The 935-nt window shown below is 61.3% G+C and carries 1 protein-coding gene; it reads left to right on the top strand.

What is annotated here, in order from left to right; genetic code table 11:
* Positions 1-80: 80 nt before the first annotated feature.
* A complete protein-coding gene (locus tag ACFSNB_RS18720) occupies positions 81-917 on the top strand; it encodes an IS5 family transposase (RefSeq protein ID WP_377319328.1) in 837 nt (278 codons plus the stop codon).
* The last annotated feature ends 18 nt before the right edge of the window (positions 918-935 follow it).

The following is a 935-nucleotide window of genomic DNA, read 5'->3' as shown; positions in this document are numbered from 1 at the left end:
AGAGCCCAACTCAAAAAGAGTTGAGCGGTTTCAGAGGGTTGTGATTCCGTTTTGTTGCGAGACGAAACGGAGAGAGATCGATGCCCTGGACCGAAACCGCCCGCCGTGAGTATCGGCGGGCGAACCGCCGTTATGCAAGCGACCTGAGCGACGCCGAGTGGGCCCTGATCGCGCCGTTCATGCCGGCACCGAACAGGGTGGGACGACCGCGGACGACAGATCTGCGGGAGGTGTTCAACGCGATCCTGTATCTGGCGACGACGGGCTGCCAGTGGGTGCAATTGCCGAAGGATTTCCCGCCCTATTCGACGGTTCAGCGCTATTTCTACGACTGGCGGGACAGCGGGCGGCTTGAAACGATCCGCTTCATTCTGGCGATGGACGCCCGCGACCTGGAGGGCCGCGGGGCAAGCCCTACGGCGGGGGTGATCGACAGCCAGAGTGTGAAGACCACGGAAAGCGGCGGGATTCGAGGCTATGACGCGGGCAAGAAAATCCAAGGCCGCAAGCGCCATATCGTCGTCGATACCATCGGCCTGCTGTTCGGTGTGGTCGTCCATGCCGCCGATATCCAGGATCGCGACGGAGCGCCGCTCGTCCTGGCGTCGATCCGTAAAGCCTGTCCCTGGCTCCGCCACGTCTTCGCCGATGGCGGCTATGCCGGACCCAAACTCCACGACGCTTTGGGCCGCATCGGTGAATGGACACTCGAAATCATCAAACGCTCGGACATCGCCACGGGATTCAAATTGCTCCCCCGCCGGTGGGTGGTCGAACGCACCTTCGCATGGCTCGGGCGATGCCGCAGATTGGCCAAGGACTGGGAAAAATCCATCGCCTCCGCCGAAGCATGGATCAACGTCGCCCATATCCGCCTCACAACCAGGCGTCTCGCAAGGTATTGTTTCAATTCATAGAGTTTCGAGTCGGGCTCT

This window comes from Phaeospirillum tilakii, assembly GCF_042683125.1.
GTDB classification, from domain to species: domain Bacteria; phylum Pseudomonadota; class Alphaproteobacteria; order Rhodospirillales; family Magnetospirillaceae; genus Phaeospirillum; species Phaeospirillum tilakii.
Note: the sequence above shows the minus strand (reverse complement) of the source record. Positions and strands in the feature narration are given on the sequence as shown.